Annotated in this window: 10 protein-coding genes and 1 tRNA gene; 2 read left to right on the top strand and 9 right to left on the bottom strand. The window is 18.9% G+C overall.

Annotated features, from left to right (window positions below; translation table 11 throughout):
* The coding region (locus ACHMP6_RS01220; protein WP_412097714.1) for an AAA family ATPase at nucleotides 1-2966 on the top strand (2966 nt) is incomplete at its 5' end.
* Nucleotides 2967-3021: 55 nt separating this feature from the next.
* On the opposite strand, the gene ACHMP6_RS01215 is transcribed toward ACHMP6_RS01220, so the two are convergent.
* A complete protein-coding gene (locus ACHMP6_RS01215) occupies nucleotides 3022-4236 on the bottom strand; it encodes an aminotransferase class V-fold PLP-dependent enzyme (RefSeq protein WP_412097713.1) in 1215 nt (404 codons plus the stop codon).
* 476 nt (nucleotides 4237-4712) lie between these two features.
* Here ACHMP6_RS01215 and ACHMP6_RS01210 point away from each other — a divergent pair, with 476 nt between their 5' ends.
* The gene (locus tag ACHMP6_RS01210) at nucleotides 4713-5441 is read left to right on the top strand and encodes a hypothetical protein (RefSeq protein WP_412097712.1); all 729 of its coding nucleotides are present in this window, start codon (nucleotides 4713-4715) and stop codon (nucleotides 5439-5441) included.
* Nucleotides 5442-5583: 142 nt separating this feature from the next.
* Here ACHMP6_RS01210 and ACHMP6_RS01205 read toward each other — a convergent pair.
* The 8 genes from ACHMP6_RS01205 to nusA form a co-directional block, all read right to left on the bottom strand.
* Nucleotides 5584-5675: transfer RNA gene (locus ACHMP6_RS01205), tRNA-Ser, on the bottom strand.
* Between the two features lie 134 nt (nucleotides 5676-5809).
* Nucleotides 5810-9100, bottom strand: a complete 3291-nt coding sequence (locus ACHMP6_RS01200; protein WP_412097711.1) for an ATP-binding protein — start codon at nucleotides 9098-9100, stop codon at nucleotides 5810-5812.
* 10 nt (nucleotides 9101-9110) lie between these two features.
* Nucleotides 9111-9731 carry a DUF4194 domain-containing protein gene (locus ACHMP6_RS01195; RefSeq protein ID WP_412097710.1) on the bottom strand — a complete coding sequence of 207 codons (621 nt, stop codon included), beginning with the start codon at nucleotides 9729-9731 and terminating at the stop codon, nucleotides 9111-9113.
* A 71-nt stretch (nucleotides 9732-9802) separates the two neighbouring features.
* On the bottom strand, nucleotides 9803-10597 hold the full coding sequence (locus ACHMP6_RS01190; RefSeq protein WP_412097709.1) for an HAD family hydrolase: 795 nt from the start codon (nucleotides 10595-10597) through the stop codon (nucleotides 9803-9805).
* Between the two features lie 177 nt (nucleotides 10598-10774).
* Complete coding sequence (priA, locus tag ACHMP6_RS01185; RefSeq protein ID WP_412097708.1) at nucleotides 10775-13165, bottom strand: replication restart helicase PriA; 2391 nt, start codon at nucleotides 13163-13165, stop codon at nucleotides 10775-10777.
* 53 nt (nucleotides 13166-13218) lie between these two features.
* The gene (rbfA, locus tag ACHMP6_RS01180) at nucleotides 13219-13566 is read right to left on the bottom strand and encodes a 30S ribosome-binding factor RbfA (RefSeq protein ID WP_412097707.1); all 348 of its coding nucleotides are present in this window, start codon (nucleotides 13564-13566) and stop codon (nucleotides 13219-13221) included.
* A gap of 4 nt (nucleotides 13567-13570) precedes the next feature.
* Nucleotides 13571-15379 (bottom strand): translation initiation factor IF-2, encoded by a 1809-nt coding sequence (gene infB / locus ACHMP6_RS01175; protein ID WP_412097706.1) that lies wholly within the window; start codon nucleotides 15377-15379, stop codon nucleotides 13571-13573.
* Nucleotides 15380-15424: 45 nt separating this feature from the next.
* Complete coding sequence (gene nusA / locus ACHMP6_RS01170; protein ID WP_412097705.1) at nucleotides 15425-16477, bottom strand: transcription termination factor NusA; 1053 nt, start codon at nucleotides 16475-16477, stop codon at nucleotides 15425-15427.
* Nucleotides 16478-17464: the final 987 nt, after the last annotated feature.

Here is a 17464-nt window from a genome sequence, read left to right as displayed (position 1 = left end):
ATTCTATTAATAATGAACTCGAAAGCGCTAATGTTCAAATAACAAACTTAAACAACGCTATTGAAGCGCTCAAAAAAAGATTAGCAGAAAAACAAAATAAAATTCATCAACTAGAATCTAAAGTAACAGAAACACAAAATATTATTCAAGAAACAAGAAATCAAATTAATTTAAAAAATAAAGAATTACAAAATAAACAAGAACAATTAGAAAATAACAATACACTATCTTTAGAAACTCAAGAAAATCTAAAAAAACAAATTTCTTCTCTACAAAAAGAAATTAATTTTTTTGAAGAAAAATTAAAATTACAAAATCAAAAAATAGATAATTTACAAAAAGAAAAAATAGAACTTCAACAAAATCTTGATAAAAGAAAAAAAGAAATCGAACAATTAAATGATATAAGTGAAAAAGAAAAAAAATTTTTAAATAATCAAATACAAACACAAACTAATGCTTTATCAACTTTAAATCTTGAATTAGAAAAAGCAAAAAACAATATAGAAGAAGAACAAATAGGAAATAAAGTATTATTTAAAATGTTAAATAAATCATTAGACAAATTATCTGAATTATTCGACAAACAAGAAGAAAAAGAAAAAAAAGAATCAATTAAACAACAAGAAATAGATAATACTGCAAAATTTTTAAAACCAACAAAAGATTTTGCCGATTTTAAAGATATTATAGGAAATAAAGAAACAATTGAACAACTAAAAGAAAGTTTAAAATATTTAAAAAATCCTGAATTATATAAATCTATAGGAACACAAAAAACACCAAAAGGTATTTTATTGTATGGTCCTCCAGGCACGGGTAAAACTTTTTTATCTCAAGCTTTTGCAAAAGAAGCTGGATTACCTTTTTTTAGTGTTTCTTCAGCTGATTTTTCTAAAACATATGTAGGAGAATCTCCTAGATTAATAGAAAATCTTTTCGAACAAGCGCAAAAACATTCTCCTAGTATTATTCTAATTGATGAATGTGAAACAGTATTTAAATCAAGAGTTTCTAACGGATTAAACTCAGATCATGGAAATGTAATTTCAGCTTTTTTATCTTTCATAGAAGGAATTCATTTTGATAAAAATAAACCAGTTTTTATTATAGCTACAACAAATTATAAAGATGAAATAGATACAGCTATTTTAAGTCGTTTTAATAAGTGGATTAAGGTAGATTTATGGAATGACAAAAATATAAAAGACTTTTTAAAATTAATATCTAAAAAATACAAAATAGATATAAGAACTTACAATACATTAGATGAAGTAGCAAAAAAAATAGCAAGTTCTGATAAAAATTTATTAAAAACTCCTAGAAAAATGATAGAATTAATGGACCAAGCATCAGTTATAGCTGTAGAAAAAAACCATTTTACTATTTTACCAAATGATTTGCAATTAGCAACAGATAGAATAACGGAAGAAAATAATTTAGAAAATTGGAATTATACAAATATAAATAACAAAATTAATATGGATGAAATTTTCCCTATAAAAGAATATAAAAAAATACCAATTAAAAATCTTTTTAAAGATAGTAATTTTGAAAACGAAGAAGAAAAAAAATACTTCAATACAATTTATCAAAAATATATTCAATATTCAGGAAAACCAGTTTTTAACAAAAATAAAAACCAAATTTTAGAAATACCTTTTTACAAAAACACAAAAGAAATTCAAAACAAAATAAAAAACTTTTATAATGAAGAAACTCCTTTACCGGAAAAATTATTAGGTATTTTTTTTGAATACGAAAAAGAAACAAATTCACCAAAAGAAGAAAATATTATTTCTTTTGAAGATGTTTTAAATATAGGTATTTCCGAAAACATTTCGAAAATGTATTTTATTTGGGATTTAGAAAAAATTGAACATAACAAAAGAATTGCTAATCAATTAATTCAAGAATTGTCAAATAAATATAAATTTTTAAAAAATAATGTTTTAGAACAAGAATTATTAAAAATATGTTTACAAACGGAAAACAACAAACCAGAATTAGAATTAGCAATTTCAAATCATATAAAAAAAATTAAAAAAGATTTATTGAATAATATTTTAAAAAAAATATTATTAGGAATAAATTATATAGAAGAAGACAACATTTTAAAAGAATTAACAACAAAATTACTTTCAGAGCAAATAGAAAATTCTTTTAAAAATAAAATAGAAAATTTAGATTTAGTGCAAAAAAAAATCACAGAAGAAATAACAGACAAACTAAATATTTACACACAAGAAACAATCAAAAAAGAAATAAAAAATTTAACAGAAACACTAAATTTAAATAAAAATTTATTTTCTAATTCAGAAATACAAGAAATTAAAAACAAAATAGAAAATCAAACTTTTAATGAAATAAAATACGATTTATATTCCAAAAAAAATAAACTATCATTAGACAATATACAAACAAAATTCAAAACAAACAAAAACAATAATATAGAACATATATTTCCAAAAAAATGGAAAGAAATAGATAAAAATTTAAAAATAGAATTACCAAATTTTGAAAAAGAAAAATTATTAAACATTATTCAAAAAAAAACTAAACAAGAATTATTCTATGATAACTTAAATTTAGAACAAATTATAGAAACAATACAAAAAGATATAGAAAAATACATAAAAAATTTTTTTAACGATTTAAATAAAAAAATATACGATATAGTTTATAATTATATTTTTTTGGAAAAAAATTTAGATCAAATTGAATCACAACAAATAGATTTCATTACTAAAGGAGCTTTTTTAATGACAAAAAAAGATCTAAAAAATAATTATGACATAGATGAAGACCAAATGGACGAAAAAATACACTCTTTTGTAGAAAAATTTTATCTAACCAAAAAAGATAATCCAAAATGGTTAGAATTAATTAAAAAAAATATGCATTGGATAGGTTTAACATTATTCATATTATTTTTAATAATGCCTATGCCTTTAAAAAAAAAATAAAAAAGAAAAAATGAAAATTTTTTCTTTTTTTTATTTAATTTAAATAATACAAAAATTAATTTATTCCGAAAAATATAGAAATTTTTTTTAAATTTTGAACAAAAATATCTATATCTTCTTTATTATTATGTATACCAATAGAAACTCTAATAGTATTATTTTTTTTACCTAATATTTTAGAAGTAAAATGTGAACAATAATTCCCAGTTCTAATATAAATACCTTTTTGTGACAAAAAACTCTCAACATCATGAGCGTGAATAAAATCAAAATTAAAAAGTAAAATGTTATGATCTGTATTTTCATTAAAAATATTTATATTTGGTATTTTTTTTAAATTTTGGATTAAATAAGGTATTATTTCTTTATTTTTTTTTTTAATCTCATCAAACCCAATATTTTCTATAAATTCTAAACTCTTTTTAAAAGCAATAATATCAGCAATGTTTGGAGTTCCTGGTTCAAATTTTTCAGGCAAATCAGAAAAAACAAAATTATTTTCTGAATTAAAAAATTTTATATTTCTACCACCCAATTGAACAGAATCAAATTGATTTAAAAGTTTTTTTTTTCCAAAAAGAATTCCTAATCCAAAAGGACCATATATTTTATGAGAAGAAAATGCAATAAAATCAACATCTAACTCTTTAACATTAATTTTCACTTGACTAATAGATTGAGCGCAATCTAAAATAACTAAAATTTTTGTTCCTGTTTTTTCGCGAACAAATTTCATAATTTGTTTAATTGGAGTTTCATATCCTAAAACATTAGAAACATGAGTTAAAATAATTATTTTTATTTTTTCAGAAAAAACCTTTTTAAAATTAAAAAAAGTTATTTTATTTTCTTTATCAAGAGGAACAAATATTAAATTAGCTTTTTTTTCCTTTGCTATCTTCAACCAAGGAAATAAAGAAGAATTATGTTCTAATTCTGAAGTTATAATTTCATCTCCAGGTTTAATTGTTTTGGATAGAATCAAAGATAATAAATTTAAAGATTCAGTAGTACCTCTAGTAAAAATAATTTCTTCAGGCATAGAATTTATAAAATCAGCTATTTTATTTCTTGTTTGTTCTATAGAAAATTTATTATCTAAAGATAAAGAACCTGAATTATTTAAACTTAAACCATTATTTTTATAAAAAGATAAAATACTATCTATTGTTTTTTTTGGTTTTAAAGTAGTAGAAGCACAATCCAAATAAATTAATTTTGGATTTTTTTTAAAAATAGGAAAAAAAGAACGAAAATTATTTTTTGCCATAATTAATTATTAACCTTATTAGTATTATTTGGAATAAAAATATGTTTTCATTTATTTCAAAAATATTCAAATTCATAAATATTTTAACAAAATAATTATAAAATTAAATTATTGAAGAAAAAATAATATGTTAAAAACATTTTCTTGAAAATTATTTTCATTATGTTATAATTCACTTTAGACTTGAGAAAAATTATTTTTATAACACGATATCATTTAAATATTGGATTTCCGATGAATAAGGAGGATAGATATTAATTATAAAAATTAAAAAAAATGTAATAAAATTATTTATATTAATAACTATTTTTAGTTTATTTTTAGTAATCAATAATATTGCCGACCCAATAAAAACACAAAGTAATATTGTTTCTTCTTATAAATTAAAAAATGGTATTTATAACTCTAACGAAGAAGGAATAGAATCTAATTTAATTTCTATTCAAAAAGATCCAAAATTAGACGAAGCGATAAAATTGCAATGCAATTATTTACAAGAAAAAATAAAAAACATTAAAGCAGACATAAAAAAAATTTTTTCTACAGAAAAAGAAAATCAGATTAAATTAAATTTTAAAAACGAAATTTTTACCACTATTAAAGATGAAATAGACAATAAATTTTCAAAAGTTATTGTAAAAGAACAATATGATTATTTAGACACATTAAGAACAATTATCAATTCTTTTAATGAAGAAAAATTTACATTTTTAAATTATTTATCTAAATTAACACAAAATTCAAATTTAAAATTTGAAGACATAAAAGAAAACTTTTTAAATATTTCAGAAAAATTAGATTTTTTTTCAAGTAATTTAAAAACATTCGAAGAAATAAATAATAAAAAATTATTACAAGAACTGAAAATAAATAATAAAAATTTTCTTAAATTAAAAGAAAAAATCGATGATGTTATATCTTTATTAGGTGGAACAGATAATATTCACGAAACTTATAATTCATTAAAAAAAATTAATAATGAATACGATATTATTTACAAAAAAATAAACAAAAACACGCAAAGTTCTAATCAACAAAATATTATTACCGATAAATTATATATATTAGAATTATTTTGGATCATGTTTTCTTTTTTATTACTTATATTAATAATAATTATAATAATTATTATGTTAAAAAGAAGAAAAAATAAACAAAATAATTTTCTTCAAGATAAAATGGATCATCATCACAAAAAAAAATAGAAAATAATATGTTTATATAATAAAAATAATACATATAAAAATCAAAAATACATTTTTAAAATAAAAAATAAAATGTATTTTTTTTTATTTTAAAAATGTATTTTTTCTTTTTTGTAAAAAAATAAAAATTTAATTATTATTTTGGCGGAGTAGAAGGGATTCGAACCCTTGAACCATTATTATGGACTACGTCCTTAGCAGGGACGCCTCTTAAGCCTACTTGAGTACTACTCCGAATAAAAAAATTTTCTTTATGTCAATTTAAACAATAAAATATATTGTTTCTTATTAGGTAAATATTATTTTAACATAATTTATTATAAACAATATAAACCTAAAAAAAACAACAAATTTAAAATAAAATATATTTAATTAATCATTTCTTTAGTAAAATCTTCAACAATAACATGATTATTATCTTTAATAATAATTAAATTAGTTTGAACAAAAGGAGAAATATTCACTATCCTTTGTGGTGGAATAGCAATAAAAAACTGAAATTTTAATTCATTAAAAAATGACATCATAGATTCAATCCTATTTTCATCCATATTATTAAAAGTCTCATCAAATAAAACTAAACATCCTTTTTGATCAGTATTGTCAACCATTAATTGTTCAAAACAAACAGCAATAATTATATAAAAAGGAACTTGAGTTTCGCCACCAGATTTTTCTCGAAAAATTTTAGAAAATAAAGAAACATGATTTTCTTTATCTTTTATTTTAATATCATAATATAAATAATTTCGATAATCTAAAAATTCATATATAACCGATTCATATTCAGAATCAAAAGAAATAATTTTTTGAAAAAGTTCATCAATTACAATTTCTTTATAAGATTTAAATTCTCTGCTAATAGGTTTTTCTTGTTTAAGAGAATCATTTTCTTCCATAAAAATAGAATAATATTTTTTATATTCCGGATCTTCGGAAGAATCAATTATTATTTGATATTGATCATTTCCAAAAGGTCTATCTTTCAAGATCTTATTTAAATTTTTAATTTTTTGATGAGCGTTTTCTATACTTTCCTTTAATTTATTAACAAATTCTTCTTTAAAAATGATTTCAGTTTTCATTCTTAATTCTTTAGATTCTTTCTCATAATTAATTAAATTTTTAAAATTAATCAAATTATACTCTTGAACAAAAAAATCTAAATTTTCTATATTAGGTTCACAATCAAATATATTATATTCTTTAATATATAACTTCATTAGCATTATAATATCTAACTTCTTATTATTTTTTTGTTTTTCTATTTCTTGAATATTATCTTTTATATTACGAGAAATCAGTTCAAAATTATTTTTATACTGATTTAAAAAATTTTTAAACTGAATAGAAGCTGCTTCTAAATGAATAATTTTTTCATTTTGTTTTTTATTTAATTCTTCTTTTAAGAAAATCAATTCTTTTTCTAAATAACAAATTTGAGATTGATAATTTTTTTCTTTATTTTTATTTTCAGCAATTTCTGACAAAATTTGATTTAGTTTATTATTTTCCTCAGAATGATTTATTTGCAATTGATTTAAATTCATTTCAATTTCTTTTAAATCTTTTTTATTTTTTAATTGTTCGATTTGTTTTTTGATTTCTTGTATTTCTTTTTTTTGAATATTTAATTTTTTGCATATATAAGAAAAATCATTATCTACTAAAATATTTATTTTACTGTTTTTAATAAGAGAAATTAAATGTTCATTTTTTTGAAAATTTTCTTTCTTTTTAATTAATTCCTTTTGATAAAAACCAATTTCTTCTATAACCTTTTTTTTATAATTATCTTTATAATTGAACCCAATATAAGGAATATTATAATTTTTTGGATTTAATTGTCTAGCTGTATAATTATTATAAATCATACATTGCGGAGTAATAGCGGTCGAGTGATTTTTTAATTTACTAACATCTATTTCACATATAATATTAGATAATAATAATTTTATGTATTTTAACGCATTATTGTCATTAGCAATTATTTTGTGAAATAAACTATTAGGTCGAGGTTCAATAGAAGATATTTTTTGGACATTTACCAAACCAACATCATAAATTTTTTCTTTTAATTGATATTGTTCATATATTTTTAAAGATTGATCAAAATAAAAAGGATCTATAATTAAATTAAATTTTCTTGCTCCTAAAAAACCTTCTATAGCGTTTCTCCACAATTCATCTTTAATTTCTATCAATTCACACAAAGGATAAATAAAAACATCTTTTTTATAAATATTATTTAACTTATTTTTTATTAAATTAATTAATTTCACAATATTTGGTGGATAATTCTTTATATGACTATTAATATTATCTAAATTATAATGATTATCTATTATCTTCTCTTGTAAAGAATTTATTTCTTCTTTTAAGTTGTTTTGTTTAATATTCAATTCTATAATTTTTTTATAAAAAAAGTAAGATATTTTTTTTATAAAATCTTTTAAAATTAAAAAATTATCTTCTTCGTTAGAAAAAGAAAATCTATCTATAAATTCAATAATTTGTTTTAGTTCATCAGTTAAAGAATAATTATCAATTTCCAATAACTTTTTCAAAATGTTATTTTCATCTTTTAAATTATTTTGAAATTTATGCAATTGATTTTCAAAATCATTTAAATTTTTTTCATTTTGAAGTAAATCTTTTTTTAAAAAATATAAACTAGTGCCTACATCATCTTGAATTTGAAAAGTTTTTAATTGTAAAATTTTATTATTTAAATTTTCTATTTTGAGGCAAATATTTTTTTTTTTCTCTAAAGAATTTTCAATAATTTCAAGTATTTGTTTTTGTTTTTTAAAATAATCTTTTAAAATATTTTGCTTTTTCTCAAATAAAATCATTTTTTCAAGTAATAAATTAATACTAATTTGATTATCTAATAAACGTATTTCTTTATCTAAATCAATAATTTTAATTAATTTTTTTAGTTTTGATTTGTCTAATTGTATTTGATTTTCAATTTTTTTTAATTGATTAACATTATTTTTTAAACTAACGACATTAATAGGATTCGATTCTAATAAAAAATCAAAAACAAAATTTTGCAAATTAAGAGACTTAAAAGCCAAAGCCTTAGGTAATATTTGATTATACTTATTTATATTAATACATAAATATTTTTGGATCATATTTTGATACTGTTTTTTAGTATCGAAAAAATCAAAATTTTTATCAAATTTTCTTAAATAATTTCTAGTTTGTTGATAATTATTAGGTACATTATTTGATGAAATAAAAATTTCATCACTTATTTTAATATCATTAAAAAGATAAAATTTTTCTTTTAAAATTCCTTTATAAGGAAGTTCTAAAACACATCCCATTATAGTAAATTTTTTTTTTATTTCATCATAAAATTCTAAAGAAATATGAGTAATAACATCATTATTTCTTAAAAATTTTTTATTCTCGGCTCCTATTTTACCTTTCATATAATTTTCAACAGAACGTTTTGCGTTTTCATTAGCAGCTATATTAAATTTAACTCCACTTTTTCCTCCTATTAGAACATATTGTAAAGCATCTAATAAAGTCGTTTTTCCTACGCCATTTTCGCCCGAAATTAATGTATTGTTTTTAATAACAATTGTTTGAGAAGCAAATAAATGCCAATTTATTAATTTTATTTTTGTTAATTTTTTCATTTATATTCTTTTAATTAATATTTTCCTTTTTGATTAATAATTCTTTATATTTTTGAATCATTTCTAAATCAATTAAATACATAATAGAATTAAAAACAGTAATTACTAAATTATCTGATAAATTATTACTATTATATTGAAAATCAATAATATTATATTTACGTAAAAATAATAAAAACTGTTTCATTTTTTCTTTAGTTAATTTTTTTATTTCTAAAAAACCAATATTATTTAGTTCTTTATAAATATCATTCAAAAAAAATTCTACTTTTTGATTTAAAGCTATTTTATCTTTTTTTTTATAAAATAATAAACTAATAACTAATAAAATTAAACTCTCTTCTTTTTTTAGTTTCAATTTATTAAAATTATGAATATTTTTAATAAAAATAACTTCATCATGTTTTTTAATTTCTAATTCGAAATCAGATAACTTAAAAAAAGAAGAAAAAAGTTCATTATATAATATAATAAAACGATAATCATTAGCATCTGAATGTTTTTGAATAGTTATATAATTAGTTTGAAATAATTTATTTACAATTCTAGAAAAAATATTTTTTTCTTGTTCTTTCAAATTTTCAAAATTATTAACAAAAATATGTAATTGTTTTGTTTTTGTATCTTCCATAATAAATTTCCTTCTTAAAAAGAATTATAATTTTTTTCAAAAATATAAAAAAAAATTAATTTATTATTTGATTAAATTAAATTATTTTTTTTAAAAAAATCAAAAATACCATTTTCTTCTATATGAGGAGCGATAAAATCAGAATTTTTTTTAATTTCATCATATTGACTATTTCCCATAGCTATACTAATATCTGCATTTGCCAACATTTCTTTATCATTACAACCATCCCCAATACAAACTAATTCATAATCTGGATATTTTTCTTTTATTTTCTTAATTCCATAATATTTATTAATATTTTTCATTGTCAAATCAATATGATTTTCCCAAAAATATACATTAAAGCAATTAAATTCTTTTAATAATTTTTCAACTTGATCATTATTTTGACTAAATAAATTCATTAGAAAAATTTTTTTCTTTAAATGTAATAAATTATCAATAGGTAAATTAAATTTTTTTTGCCAATATCGAATTAAAGGTAAATTATTTTTGTCACCATTATAAAATAAAGCTTCTTCATGACTTCCTATATTTGCTACTGCAATTTTATATTTAAATAAATTAATTTTATTCAAAATATCAATAATATATTCTTTAGGAATCGGATTTTGATCAATTATTTTATCATTCTTCATAGTAAAAGAACCATTAGCTAAGACAAAATATTTAAAACAAGATATTATGTCTTTTAAAACATCTAAATTATGATAATTTCGTCCCGTCGCTATTCCTAAAATAATGTTTTTTTTATTAAATAATGAAAAAATTAATTTTTTAGTTTGAGATAAAATTTTTTCTTTCTCATTGCTAAATAAAGTTTCATCAACATCAAAAAAAAATATTCTTTTTTTTATTATCAATTCCCCTCTTTCGTTTATTTTTCTTACTTAGATAAATTTTGGTGTATTTTATTTCAAAAAGGAATTAATTTTTATTTAAAATATTAAATTTCATCATAAAATGAATAACAAAAATATTATACATGAATATACAAAAAAGAACTAATTAAAAAAAAAATTAAAAAACATTTTTTTAAATCAAAAAATAATAGAAAAACGATCAAAAAATATTAAAGCATCTTGTTGTAAATTATTTTTAATAATAAAATTTAAATCAATAGGCCATTTTTTATATTTTATAGTTAAAAAAATTCTGTTAAAAGAATTTTTTTTATAAAAAGATAAAGAAGGGCCTAAAATTTTAATTTCACTATTTTTTAATTCCAAAAAATATTTTATTTTTAACGCAATTTTCCATAATTTATAAATTTCTTTATGCAAGAGAACAATTTTACTAATAAAAAAAAAAGGTGGATTATTAGAAATTTCTCTTTTTTGTAAAGAAAAATTTAAAAAACTAAAAACATCCAAATTTTTAAATTCTTTCAGAACGTAATTATCAATATTATAACTTTGAACTATTATTTTAGTGTTAGAAGAAGAATAATTATAAAATTTAGTCAATAATTGAAATGCTTTTTCAGAGGATTTATAATTGGGTCTATTTAAAAAAACATCAGCCATAATAACACCTAGTAAAGAAACATTAGAAAAAGATAAATTTTTAACCATAAACTCTGTACCAATAAGAATATTAATTTCATTATTTTGAAATTTTTCTAAAATATTTTCATATTGTTTATTAGAAACAACAGAATCAGAATCTATTCTTTGAATATTAATCTTCTTAAATTTTTCTCTTAAAAAAAATTCAATATATTCAATACCTAAACGAATATTTTTAATAGAAAAATTAAAACAAACTGGACACTTATTGTAAAATTTTTTTATAAAATTACAATTATTACATTTTAAAATATTTTTCTCAGAAAAAAAAGTAAGACTTTGAGAACACTTTTCGCATTTAAAAACATAACTACAAAAACAACAAAAAACAAAAGAAGAAAAACCTCTTACGTTTATTAATAAAATGGCTTTTTCTTTTCTTTTTATTACTTTTTTTAAATTTTTAGTCAAACAATCAGAAAAAGGATCTAAATTTCCTTTTTGCAATTCTTTTTTCATATCAATTAATTTAATATTATTATTTTCATAATAATTATTAACATCTTCAAAATTATTTAAATTCAAAAATTTATATTTATTTAATTTAAAATTATAATAACTTTCTAAAGAAGGAATACAGCTAGATAAAATAAGTGGAATATTATTATAAAGAGCTCTTATGTTAGATATTTCTCTACAATCATATTGAATTTTTTTTTCCTTTTCTAAAAAAGAATCGTTTTCTTCTTCATCTATGATAATTATTCCTAAATTTTTTAATGGAGAAAAAATAGCACTTCTAGTACCTATAACAATAGAAATTTTTTGAGATTGGATTAATTTATTTTGTTCATATTGTTCTAACAAACTTAAAGAAGAATGTAAAACTGATATATTTACATCTGGAAAATATTCTTTAATTTTTTTGAATAAAGATTTTATTAAAATAATTTCAGGAACTAAAATTAAGATTTGCTTAGAATTTTCTAATGTTTTTTCAATTAATTTTAAATATATTTTTATTTTATTGCGATCAAATTTGTAATATAACAAATAAGTATGATATTGTTCTAAAGAAATTTGATCAAAAACAAATTTTTCTAAATAATCTAAATTAATATTATTTTTTTTAATATTATTATCATTAGGTTTAATATGTAATAAATAAAAAATATCCTTCTTCTTTTTCAAAATAATTTTATTTAAAATTAGTTTTTTAACAATATTACAAGAAGATAAAGAATAAATTTCTTTAATATCATAAAAATATTTTTTAGGTTTTATTTCAGAATTATTTTTCAAAATTTTAATTAACAATTTTTGTTTAGGAGTGATATTAATATTTAATTTTTCAAAAAGAGGATTTAAATAAAAATAAAAATCATCTTTTTTTTTATAATTATTTTTAATAACAATTTCCGTTTCGATAATTTTTTTATTTTTTAAAGAAGATATTGTTTTTTGATTTAAAATTTTATCTTTTAAACTTAATAAATATCTTTTTTTTTCTAAATATTCTTTGACTTCATTATCTAATAATTCTTCTTTTAAAATTATTATTTTCCTAAAATAAGTAAAAGAAAAGGATAAAGGAATAATAGTTCTATAAACATCACTTTTACTAACAAAAGGGATCTTCAAAATTTCTTTTGCTATTAAAAAAAATTCTTCATTTAAAAAAGGTTCTTTATCTATTAATTCTTTCACTTCTTTAAAAGAACCTTTAAAATCACTTTTATCTTTAAAATTTAAAATATATCCTAATCGATATGTGTTTTTAATACCAAAAGGAACAATAACTCTCATTCCTTTTCTAACTAAAGAACATAATGTAGAAGGAATTTTGTAATCAAAACATTGATTTAATTCAAAAGAATTCAAATCTACTAATATTTCAGCAAAAATATTTTCTTTTTTTTTCATATATATTTTTATAAATTTTTATTAAATAAATTTTAAAAATAAATTAATAAAAATTATTTCATAGTATCCAATATTTTATCGATATTTTTTCCATAAAGAAAAGATTTATCATATTCAAAAATTAAAACAGGTATTCTTTTCATATTACTAATATTTTCAGCTAATTTTTTACGAATTTTTTCTTTATTTTTTTCTAAAAGTTCAGAAACTAAAGATAAATTAGCATTTTCATCGTTTAAAATAGTATAAAAAACAGTACAAAAAGATAAATCATTAGATAAATTAACATAAGTCAAACTGATATAACCAATTTGTTCATTATTAATTAAATTATTTACAATTTCGACTAATATTTTTTTAATTAAACTAGCTCTTCTTTTTATTTTCAGATTAATACTCATTATTCTAAATTAATACTTTCTCTAATATAGACGATTCTATTATATCATCAACCATAAAATTATTAAAATTATCTAATAAAATTCCACATTCATGACCTTGAGTAGCTTTAGAAATATTATTTTTTAAATGTTTTAAAGAAACTATTTTTCCTTTATAAACAACTTTATTATTTCTTATAACTTTAGCTAAAGAATTGTTAAAAATAGTACCATCTTTCACATAACATCCAGCAATACTACTTCCTATAGAACTTATATTAAATATTTTTTTAATTTCAGCTTTTCCAGTTACTTTTTCTTCAAAAGTAGGTTTTACTAAATCTTTTAATTTTTTTTCTACATCTGCAATGATTTCATAAAGAATATTATAATTTTTTATTTCAACTTTCAGATTTTGAGCTATTTTTAATAAATTATTATTAATAGAAGTATTAAAATTAATTAAAAAAGCATCAAAAGTTTTAGCCAAATCAATATCTTTAATAGTAATCATACCTACAAAAGTTTTAATAAAATTAACTTTAATTTCTCCAATATGTAATTTTTCTAATGTTTGTTTAATCGATTCTATACTTCCTTGAGTATCAGCCTTTAAAATTATATTTAAAACTTTTTCTTTATTTTCATCTTGCAAAGTTAAAACATTATATTCACCTTCATTAGAAGAAAAATTAGAATTTTTTTTAATTTTAGATAAATGTTTTTTAGCTTCAACTATTTTACGAGCTTCTTTAGTACTATCAACAATAAAAAATTTATCACCAACTTGAGGAACTTGTTTTAAACCAACAATTAAAGAGGGTTGAGAAGGAAAAACTTTTTTTAATTTATTTTTAAAATCATCTTCTAAAGAACGAATTTTTCCATAACTTTCTCCTACTACTAAAATATCCCCAATTTTTAAAATCCCTTTAGAAGAAATTAAAGTAGCAACAGGACCTTTATTTTTATCAAGGCTAGCTTCTAAAACAACACCTTCGGCTTTTTTTGTCAAATCTGTTTTTATATCTTTTATATCGCTAACTAACAAAATCATTTGTAATAATTCATTTATACCTTGTTTTTTAAGTGCTGAAATTTCAACAAAAATAGTTTTTCCACCCCATTCTTCAGAAACTAATCCTAAATTAGATAATTCTGTCATTATCGCATCTTTTTTATAATTTATTTTATCTATTTTATTCAAAACAACAATAATTTCAACATTAGCTTCTTGAGCATATTTTATAGATTCTATAGTTTGTGGTTTAATCCCATCATCTCCTGCTATAACCAAAAGACAAATATCAGTTAATTGAGCACCTCTAGACCTCATTTGGCAAAAAGCTTCATGACCCGGAGTATCTAAAAAAGTTATTTTTTGGTTTTTATATATTATTTCATAAGCACCAATATGTTGAGTAATTCCACCAAATTCTTTATCAACTAAACGAGTTTTTCTTATAGAATCCAACAAAGTAGTTTTTCCAGAATTAACATGTCCCATAATAGTGACAATAGGCGTTCTTCTTATTAAATTTACATTTTTTTTTATATTTTTTGAATTAATTTTATTTTTATTTTTCATCTTATCTTTTTTTTTACATTCTGGATAAATAATTTTTATACCAAAACTGGATCCCAAAATTTCTACAATTTCCTTATCAATATTTTGATTAATATTAGCTTTAATACCAAACTTTATTAATTTATTAATTAAAACAATATTAGGTATTTTGAAAATACTAGATAAATCATTTATTTTATGTTCAGGATCAAAAATATAACTTTTCACAATATTTTTATTATCATAAACTTTCTTTTTATCATTCATATATTTTATCTTCCTCCTTTAAAAATAATTAAAAAATTACCCAAATCAAAGACTTTTCACACTTATATTCCATTTAGTCACTTGAGAAGCTAATTTAATATTTTGCCCTTCTTTTCCTATAACTAAAGATATTTGCTGTTCGTTAACAAATACAGAAGCTAATTTAGATTTTTCATTAATAATTTCAATCTTTTCTATTTTAGCAGGTTTTAAAGAATTAGTTATCAATTCTTTTGCTTCATAACTCCACAAAAACAAATCTATTTTTTCACCTTTAAAAATATTAATAATACTTTTCATTCTAATATTTTTTTCTCCAATACAAGAACCAATAGCATCTATTTTATTATCTTTTGATAACAATCCTACTTTCATTCGAACGGAAGGAATTCTAGCAATACTTACGATTTCAATAATTCCTTGGTTTATTTCAGGAATAAATTCTTTAAAAATTTCTAAAACAAAATTAATATGAATACGACTAACTAAAATTTTAGGCATTTTAGTTGTATTTTGAACTTCTACAACAAAAACTTGAATTCTTTGTCCTAAATAAAAATCATCATTAGAAAGAGATTCTTTCTTAGTTAAAATTACTTGTATTTCTTTTTCTAATTCTAAAGTAAAAAATCCTTTATTAATGCCAATAACTTTTGCACTAATTAAATGATTTTCATAATTTTTAAAAAAATTATAAATGTTTTCTCTTTTTTGCTTAATTAATTCTTCATTAAATTTATTCTTAAATTCTTTACTAGCATGAAAATTAAAACTTTTAGGGTCAACTTCAATATCTATTATTTGTCCTAATTCAGCTTTAGATGTTATCTTTTTAGCTTCTTCTAAACTAATACAAGTAATTTTTTTCGCATTATTTTTTGTTTCTTCATTTGAAAAATCAATAACTAAATATTGTTTATACAAAGAAAAACCATCATTTTCTTTTTTAAAAGAAACAGAACAACTTTTAACTTGACAATGTTTTTTACAACCAGCTATCAAAGATTGAACAAAACATTTTAATATTTGTTCTCTATCCATATCATATTCTTGAGCTAATTTATCAATATTATTGAAAAAATTTTTAGTTATTTTCATAAAATTTTATATACAAAACACTCCTTCAAAATATAACAAAATTGATTTAATTAGCTATATTAAATTTAATTTAAAATTATCATAGAACAACCTTTCATGATAATACTATTTCCATTTTTTTACAAAAAAATAGAATTAAAAATTTTAATTTCATCTTTTAAAAAAAAAATATTTAAACCTGTATTATACTGAATCAATAATTAAAATACTTTTAACAACAAAATATAATTATCTTAATTTTATAAAATTTTATTCTATCATATTTATTATATAGTGTAATGGTTTAATTATGTATTTAATTATATATTTTTAGATATTGTTATATGTTTTTACTTAAATAAAAAAAACAAATAAAAAAATTATTAATATCAATTGAAAACTAACAATTTATAAATTAATAATTTTATATTATAACTATTTATTCTAATATTTTTTTGAAATGTTAAAAATTTAAAAAATAAATTTCAAATTCAAATAATTAACAAAAATAAAGAATATAAATTATTTTTTATTTTTTTAGTATTCTAGTATAATAAATTAGTATATTTTTAATAAAAAGGTAAATAATTTTACCCTATTAAAATTATTCAATTATAAAAATAAAATTTAAATTTAAAATTTTTTTATAATTTATTATATTGTTAAAAAATCTATGTCTATTATATTAAAAAAATTTTTTTTAATTTTTTTTATTAATTATTTTATATTTTTTTTATTAACATTGAATTAAATTAAAAAAATATAAAAAAATTTAAAAAGAAAGAAGATAAAAAAATGAGGTTATAAAATTAATGTGTAATTTTAATAGTAGAAAAACAAAAATTTTCGACATAAATATAATATTTTTTGTATTGATAATTTTTGTATGTTTTTTAAATATTTATTATATAAACCGAAAGGGCGCGAAATGATGCCTAATTATGAGTGATTTCACGTATCACGAACACCATGATAATGTGTTCCTTCATATTCTTGGCTTTTGAAACG

The organism is Candidatus Phytoplasma palmae, assembly GCF_046896035.1.
GTDB classification, from domain to species: domain Bacteria; phylum Bacillota_I; class Bacilli_A; order Acholeplasmatales; family Acholeplasmataceae; genus Phytoplasma; species Phytoplasma palmae.
Note: the sequence above shows the minus strand (reverse complement) of the source record. Positions and strands in the feature narration are given on the sequence as shown.